The following is a 2,131-nucleotide window of genomic DNA, read 5'->3' as shown; positions in this document are numbered from 1 at the left end:
GACATGCGGGCACTGCGGGCTGATGCCGCCGCAGGTGTGACCCTGCCGGCGATGCTGCGTGGGCTCGTTCCCCCGGTTGGAGCCGATCCAGCTGCCCAGCGGCATGACGGTGGCGCAGCCGGCCTCCTCCAGCCGGCGGGCGAGCACCGGGTCGGCCGAGCAGTACGGCAGGACGGTGAAGCCATCCGCGACCAGCAGCTCGGCGGCGCGCAGCGTCTCGATGGGATCGGGCGCGAGCGTCCGCGGGTCCGGCGTGACCTCGAGTTTCACCAGGTCGGTGCCGGTGGCCGCGCGCCCGAGGCGGGCGAGGCGATGCGCCTCGGCCGCGTCGACGGCGCCGGAGGTGTTCGGCAGCAGCGTCATCCCGGCGGGGACGAAGTCGAGCACGTCACCCTCACCCAGACGGTCGAGGTCGACGCGGCGCAGCGCGACCGTGACGATCTGCGCGCCGGAGGCGAGCAGGCTGGCCCGCATCACCTCGTGGGCCGCGAACTTCCCGGTACCGACCAGCAGCCGGCTGCGGAACGCGCGGCCGGCGACGACCAGGTCGTCGGCGGTGCCGGGCTGGCTGGCGCCGCCCGGCAGGCCGGTTGCGGTGGTGCCGACGGGACCGGTCCTCTCGGCGTGACCGATCGGACCGTTGGAAGCCTGCGACAAGACGATCATCCTCCCCACGCGCGCATGACCGCGATCGGGTCTGCGGGTCGCCGGCGGTGCTCCTGGCCGGCCTCTCAGCCCGCATCCGCGGACTCCCCGGTACGTCTCAAGAGTACAAGCCGCGCCCTCGGCGCGGTGGTTGCTCACCCGGTTCCGGCGGTCCCCCGCCCGGGGACCCACGCCGGGACAGGCATCACGTGAGCTGCTTCACCGAGAGCAGCCGAATATTCGCCTAGCGCACCGCATTCTCCATGGTGGCGCGCCGCCTATCCATTGGGACGCAAGCGCCTCCGGTCGCGAAGCCCAACGCCCGCGATCGTAAACTGTCCCGTGTGGATGCCACCGTGGCCGACCCCGTCATAGGTCGGCTTCTCGACGGCCGCTATACGGCGCAGGAACGACTTGCCGTCGGCGGCATGGCGACCGTGTATGTCGCGCACGACAACCGACTGGACCGGCTCGTCGCCCTCAAGGTCATGCATCCCAACCTCAACCACGACCCCGAGTTCATCGGCCGGTTCCACCGCGAGGCCCGGGCCGTCGCGCAGCTCAACACCCCGCGGGTCGTCTCCGTGCTGGACCAGGGGTCCGACCGCACGCCCGCCGGCCTGGTCAACTACCTGGTGATGGAGCTGGTGCGGGGCCGGTCGCTGCGCGAGCACCTCGGCGCCCGGGGGCCGCTGCCGGTCACCGAGACCGTCGAGATCATCGAACCGGTGTTCGAGGCGCTGGCCGCCGCGCACCATGCCGGGATCATCCATCGCGACATCAAGCCCGAGAACATCCTTCTCGGTGACGACGGCCAGGTGAAGGTGGCCGACTTCGGTCTGGCCCGCCCGCTCGGCCAGCCCACCCAGGCCCTCACCGACGGCGTCGTGATGGGCACCGTCGGCTACCTGGCGCCCGAACAGGTCACGCACGGCACCGCGGACACCCGCAGCGACGTCTACGCCGCCGGGATCGTCCTGTTCGAGACGCTGACCGGGCAGCTTCCGCACAGCGGCGCGACGCCGCTGTCGATGGCGTACCAGTCCGTCCACGGTGATGTGCCGGCGCCCTCGACGCTCGTGGACGGCATCCCGGCGGAGCTCGACGCCCTGGTGCAACGGGCCACCTCCCGCGACCCGGGCCGCCGCCCGGCGGACGGCGCCGCCCTGCTCGAAGAGCTGCTGCAGATCGGGCCCTACCTGCCCGCGCAGACCGACTACCCCACCGGTTTCACCGGCGAGGTCCAGCGCATCGGCCTGATGGACCCGCCGCCGTCCGACGGCTCCCCCGCCGGCCCGCCGTCGAGGCGCGGCGCGCCGGACGACGGCCCGTCGGCGACCGCGGCGATGCCGGCACCGACCCGCGCGGGCGACGTCGTCCCGCCAGCCGCCGACGACCAGCCTGGCGGCTTCGGCGCAGGCGGCGCCCACGGCATCGACTTCGGGACGGGCGGCGGCTACGGGGCCGCCGACGACCAGCACGCCTA

At 73.2% G+C, this 2,131-nt stretch carries 1 protein-coding gene, 1 pseudogene and 1 riboswitch; of the genes and pseudogenes, one reads left to right on the top strand and one right to left on the bottom strand.

Features of this window, described 5'->3' with window-relative positions; translation table 11 throughout:
- Positions 1–585: pseudogene (locus MXD58_RS29945) on the bottom strand (hypothetical protein); the annotation flags it as partial.
- 66 nt (positions 586–651) lie between these two features.
- A riboswitch (TPP riboswitch) is annotated at positions 652–766 on the bottom strand.
- Between the two features lie 223 nt (positions 767–989).
- Between MXD58_RS29945 and MXD58_RS29940 the strand changes: the two are divergent.
- Positions 990–2,131: protein kinase domain-containing protein (locus MXD58_RS29940; protein WP_374616865.1), on the top strand; the 1,142-nt coding region annotated here is incomplete at its 3' end.

The organism is Frankia sp. AgKG'84/4 (assembly GCF_023242965.2).
Lineage (GTDB): Bacteria > Actinomycetota > Actinomycetes > Frankiales > Frankiaceae > Frankia.
Note: the sequence above shows the minus strand (reverse complement) of the source record. Positions and strands in the feature narration are given on the sequence as shown.